Origin of the sequence: Pseudomonas protegens, assembly GCF_003732485.1 — a bacterium.
In the GTDB taxonomy this organism is placed as follows: Bacteria; Pseudomonadota; Gammaproteobacteria; order Pseudomonadales; family Pseudomonadaceae; genus Aquipseudomonas; species Aquipseudomonas protegens_B.
Genome location: NZ_MOAK01000027.1, coordinates 6,609 through 11,362, shown reverse-complemented (window position 1 = coordinate 11,362; position 4,754 = coordinate 6,609). Strand labels below are relative to the sequence as shown.

Sequence of the window (4,754 nt, the reverse complement as noted above, 5' to 3'; positions counted from 1 at the left end):
GTCCTTCGCCGGCAAGCCGGCTCCTACACAGGCCTGTAGGAGCCGGCTTGCCGGCGAAAATCCCGCTTACCCGCGACACTCCGCCAGCGACTTGAGCTGCCCCGAGCCGCTCTGGTTCTCATCGCTGAGCCATTGCTCGAAACCCTTGGCAATCACCGGCCATTCGCCATCCAGGATCGAGAACCACGCGGTATCGCGGTTCTGCCCCTTGGCCACCATGTGCTGGCGAAACACACCCTCGAAGCTGAAACCCAAACGTTCCGCGGCGTAGCGCGAGCGGGCATTGGCGTTGTTGCACTTCCATTCCAGGCGCCGGTAACCCAGGGCGAAGGCTTCCTTGGCCAGCAGGTACACCGCTTCAGTGCTCTTTGGCGAACGTTGCATCGGTGCACCGAAGGTCACATGGCCGATCTCGATACGCCCCTGGGCCGGGACGATGGACATCAGGCTGATGAGGCCCTGGGCCTGGCCGCTGGCGCGGTCGATCACGGTAAAGAAGTACGGGTCGCTGGCGACGGCGTGGTTAGCGAGCCAGGCATCGAACGTCGCACGCTCGGGGAAGGGGCCATAAGGCAGGTAGTTCCACAGCACGGGGTCGGCGCCGGGGCCTTGCAGCACCTGGAACAGATCGTCGCCATGGCGCGCCGGGTCGAGCCTTTCCAAACGAATGAAGCGTCCTTCAAGCAGTGTGGCCGAAGGGGCGGGAACGCCTTTCCAGTCGGCGAGAGAAATCGACATGCAGTGGCTCCTTGCGGGTTCAGAGGGGTTTGCGGAACTGGATGAAGCCGGGACGCTCGGCAATGCGCTCATACAGCTGGATGGCCGTGGCATTGGTTTCGTGGGTCAGCCAGTGCACCTTGGCGCAGCCGTCCTGTTTCGCCTGGGCGTAGACGAACTCGATCAGCTGGCGGCCGACGCCGGTGCCGCGCTGGTCCGGGGTCACCAGCAGGTCCTGCAGGTAGCAGGAATTCTCGATGCTCCAGTTGGAGCGGTGGTAGATGAAATGCACCAGGCCCACGGCGCGCTCGCCGTCCCAGGCCAGGGCCGCGTGGGTCGGCTCGCGGGCATCGAGGAAGCGCTGCCAGGTGCTCTGGGTCACGGCGTCCGCCAGTTCGGTTTCGTAGAAGCTCAGGTAGGCCTGCCATAACGGCAGCCAGGCGGCATGGTCGGCAGCGGTGACGGGGCGGATCTGGATCTGGCTCATGAAGGCTCCTTTGTTGTTCTGTACCAATAATGTTCTGTACGCCTAACCCATCAGCCGGGACAGTTGCTGGTCGCGCAGGTCGGCGCTGGCCGCCAGGCCTTCGCGTACCCCGGCAATATCTTCGACATTGCGGTTCTGGCTGAGCTTGCGCTTGCCTTCCAGGCGCTGGATCGGCAGGGCAAAACCGACAATCGCCCGCAGCATGCTGTCGAGGTAGTCGGCCGGGGCGTCAGCCACTTTCCACGGCTGGGGCCGGCCGGTTTCGTGACGCTCGGTCAGGCCCTCCACCACCTGCAGCAGCCGCTGCGGGTCGGTGAAGACCTCCGGCTGGCCATAGGCGTGCACCGACACGTAGTTCCAAGTGGGCACCACTTTGCCGTGTTCGGCCTTGCTCGGATAGAACGACGGGCTGACGTAGGCGTCTTCGCCGGTGAAAATCACCAGGGCCTCGGCGCCGCTGGCCAGCTCGGCGCACTGCGGATTGGCCTTGGCCAAGTGCCCGTAGAGGGTGCCATTGGCCCCCTGTTCGGGGTCCAGCAGCAGTGGCACGTGGCTAGCCTGCAGGCCCAGGGCGCCCCAGGTCACCAGAGTCGCCAGACGGCTGTGTTGGATCACGCCCTGCAGGCGGGAGAGGTCTTCATCGGCGAAAGCGCGAGGTAGGTACATGGAAAAAATCCTTGGCGAGTGGCTGCATCCTAGGCAGGCTAATGGTTCGTTGTAAGAGCCATCTCTGGTCTATTTCATAGGTCCAATTCCCTGGGTACACCCTGATGAACAGTGCTTTGCCTCCGCTGTCTTTCAACCCTGCCGGTATCGAACTGGATCGTCGCCAGGGCCTCAGCCGCCAGCTGTACCAGGCCCTGCGCGTGCGGGTGCTGGACGGGCGCCTGACCAGCGGCACGCGCTTGCCGGCCAGCCGTGATCTGGCGGCGGCATTGGGGATTTCCCGCAACAGCGTGGTGCGGGCCTATGACCAGCTGTATGCCGAGGGCTTTATCGAAGGCCGGGTCGGCGATGGCACCTATGTGGCCCAATTGCCGGAAACCCGGCTCCCGGTCAAAAAATTATCCACAAAAGTATCCACAGGGTTTTCAACAGGCTTACCCACAGGGTTATCCACAAAATCGGTGGATTTACCTGGAATTACATCCAGTAAAGTTATCCACAGCAGTGGTTTGCAGCGCCTGCAAAAGCACCATCTGAGCACGCCGCCCAGTGGTCCGCCGCGGGCATTTCGGGTCGGCGTGCCGGCTTTCGATCTGTTCCCGTTCGAGGTCTGGGCCAAGCTGAATGCGGCTTTCTGGCGCAGGCCGGACCTGCGTCAGCTGTGCTACGGCGATTCCGCTGGCGATTCGCGGCTGCGCAGCCTGATCGCCGCTTACCTGCGCAGTGCCCGTGGGCTGCAATGCGGCGCTGAACAAATTGTGATCACCAGTGGCGCGCAACAGGGCATCAGCCTTTGTGCACAGTTGCTGGTGGAGCCCGGCGACAGTGTGGCTGTGGAAAACCCCGGCTATCGGGCTGCCGGTCACGCCTTCGCCGTGGCGGGGGCACAGTTGCAGGGAGTGGCGGTGGATCAGGAAGGCATCGACTGTCGTCAGTTGGAGCAACTGGACAACTGCCGCCTGGCCTATGTCACCCCGTCCCACCAGTACCCCACCGGGGTGATCATGAGCCTGGCCCGGCGCCTGGAACTGCTGGCCTGGGCCGAGCGTAGCCAAGGCTGGATCGTCGAGGACGACTACGACGGCGAGTACCGCTACAGCGGCGCGCCCCTGGCCCCCCTGGCTGCGCTGGACCGGCAGGGGCGGGTGATCTACGTCGGCACCTTCGGCAAGGTGGCGTTCCCGGCCTTGCGCCTGGGTTATCTGGTGCTGCCGCCGAATCTGGTACAGGCCTTCGCCCAGCGTCGGGCGGTGGACGTGCGCCATTCCGAGGTCAGCACCCAGGCGGTGATGGCCGAGTTCATGGCGGCCGGGCATTTCCAGCGGCATATCCGGCGCATGCGCCGGGCCGCTCTGAGTCGGCGTAACACCTTGCTCGCCGGCTGGCCCCAGACCATTGAAGGGGTCGGGCCATTGCCCACTGTGGCAGCCGGGCTGCACCTGACATTGCGCGTGGACAGCCTGGCCCGGGAGCAGGAACTGGTGGCGCAGGCGGCCAGCGTCGATGTCGAGGTCAACGGCTTGAGCACTTACTGGTTGCCGGAAACCCGGTTGCCCGAGGACCAACGGGCCGGGCTGGTGCTGGGCTTCGCTGCGGTGCCTGAGGCCGATATCCAGGCCGCCCTGGGCCGCCTGCGTCAGGCCTGGCGGGTCTGACGGGGTATACTCGCGGCCATTTCCCTGCCCGAGAAGCCTCATGAGCCAGACCCTCCCCGCGGCACCGCAACGCACGTTCGGCGCCCCCCTGTTCGCCCTATTGCTCCTGGTGGGCGGAGCCCTGTTCCTGCAGACCCAGGTGGGGGCGCGACAGGTGCTGCTGTTGCTGCTGGGCGCCGCCCTGGGGTTGACCCTGTACCACGCCGCCTTCGGTTTCACCTCGGCCTGGCGGGTGTTCATCCGCGATCGGCGCGGTGCCGGCCTGCGGGCACAGATGGTCATGCTGGCCCTGGCGGTGCTGCTGTTTTTCCCGGCGCTGGGGGCGGGCAGCCTGTTCGGTCAGCCGGTGGTGGGGCTGGTGGCGCCGGCCGGGGTTTCGGTGATCTTCGGTGCCTTCATTTTCGGCATCGGCATGCAACTGGGGGGCGGCTGCGCGTCGGGCACCCTGTTCACCGTCGGCGGCGGCAATGCGCGGATGCTGGTGACCCTGGCGTTCTTTATCTGCGGCTCGCTGATTGCCACCCATCATGTGGACTGGTGGTTTGCCTTGCCGTCGCTGCCACCGATCTCCATCGTCCAGAGCTTCGGCGTCGGCCCGGCCCTGGGCTTGAGCCTGTGCCTGTTCGCGCTGATCGCCTTGCTTACCCAGACCCTGGAAAAACGCCGCTACGGCAGCCTTGAAGCGCCGCTGACCAGCCAGCACCAGGGCTGGCGTCGACTGTTGCGCGGTCCCTGGCCGCTGGTCTGGGGCGCGGTGGCCCTGGCGTTGCTCAACTTCGCCACCCTGGCCCTGGCGGGGCGGCCATGGGGCATCACCTCGGCCTTTGCCCTGTGGGGCGCGAAAGTCGCCAGCGGACTCGGTGTAGACGTGAGCAGTTGGGTGTTCTGGCAAGGCGCGGCGAACGCCAAGGCCCTGGCCGCCCCGGTGTGGCAGGACATCACCAGCGTGATGGACATCGGCATCGTCCTGGGGGCCTTGCTGGCAGCGGGACTGGCGGGGCGCTTCGCCCCGAGCCTGAAGATCCCCACCCGCTCCCTGGTGGCAGCAGTGATTGGCGGGCTGCTGCTGGGCTACGGTTCGCGCCTGGCCTACGGCTGCAACATCGGCGCCTACTTCAGCGGCATCGCCTCCGGCAGCCTGCATGGCTGGCTGTGGCTGGTGGCGGCCTTTATCGGCAACGGTGTCGGCGTGCGCCTGCGGCCGTGGTTCTTCGCCGAAGAGCGCATCC

5 protein-coding genes are annotated in these 4,754 nt (G+C 65.7%); 2 read left to right on the top strand and 3 right to left on the bottom strand.

What is annotated here, in order from left to right; all coding sequences use genetic code 11:
- Nucleotides 1-66 precede the first annotated feature (66 nt).
- Genes BLX41_RS02590 through BLX41_RS02580 form a run of 3 tightly spaced genes read right to left on the bottom strand, consistent with a single transcriptional unit; the run spans nucleotide 67 to nucleotide 1,870 of the window.
- Nucleotides 67-738, bottom strand: coding sequence for a GNAT family N-acetyltransferase (locus BLX41_RS02590; RefSeq protein ID WP_123723647.1), 672 nt, complete (start codon nucleotides 736-738; stop codon nucleotides 67-69).
- A gap of 19 nt (nucleotides 739-757) precedes the next feature.
- Entirely contained in the window at nucleotides 758-1,204 is a 447-nt protein-coding gene (locus BLX41_RS02585) for a GNAT family N-acetyltransferase (RefSeq protein WP_123723646.1), read from the bottom strand.
- A gap of 42 nt (nucleotides 1,205-1,246) precedes the next feature.
- Nucleotides 1,247-1,870 (bottom strand): FMN-binding negative transcriptional regulator, encoded by a 624-nt coding sequence (locus tag BLX41_RS02580; protein ID WP_123723645.1) that lies wholly within the window; start codon nucleotides 1,868-1,870, stop codon nucleotides 1,247-1,249.
- 104 nt (nucleotides 1,871-1,974) lie between these two features.
- On the opposite strand from BLX41_RS02580, the gene pdxR reads away from it, so the two are divergent.
- Nucleotides 1,975-3,525 carry a MocR-like pyridoxine biosynthesis transcription factor PdxR gene (gene pdxR / locus BLX41_RS02575; RefSeq protein ID WP_123723644.1) on the top strand — a complete coding sequence of 517 codons (1,551 nt, stop codon included), beginning with the start codon at nucleotides 1,975-1,977 and terminating at the stop codon, nucleotides 3,523-3,525.
- Between the two features lie 40 nt (nucleotides 3,526-3,565).
- The coding region (locus tag BLX41_RS02570) for a YeeE/YedE family protein (RefSeq protein ID WP_148059679.1) at nucleotides 3,566-4,754 on the top strand (1,189 nt) is incomplete at its 3' end.

Coding starts and splice junctions, on each gene's coding strand:
- BLX41_RS02590 (WP_123723647.1), bottom strand. CDS start 738: ATGTCGATTTCTCTCGCCGACTGGAAAGGCGTTCCCGCCCCTTCGGCC.
- BLX41_RS02585 (WP_123723646.1), bottom strand. CDS start 1,204: ATGAGCCAGATCCAGATCCGCCCCGTCACCGCTGCCGACCATGCCGCC.
- BLX41_RS02580 (WP_123723645.1), bottom strand. CDS start 1,870: ATGTACCTACCTCGCGCTTTCGCCGATGAAGACCTCTCCCGCCTGCAG.
- pdxR (WP_123723644.1), top strand. CDS start 1,975: ATGAACAGTGCTTTGCCTCCGCTGTCTTTCAACCCTGCCGGTATCGAA.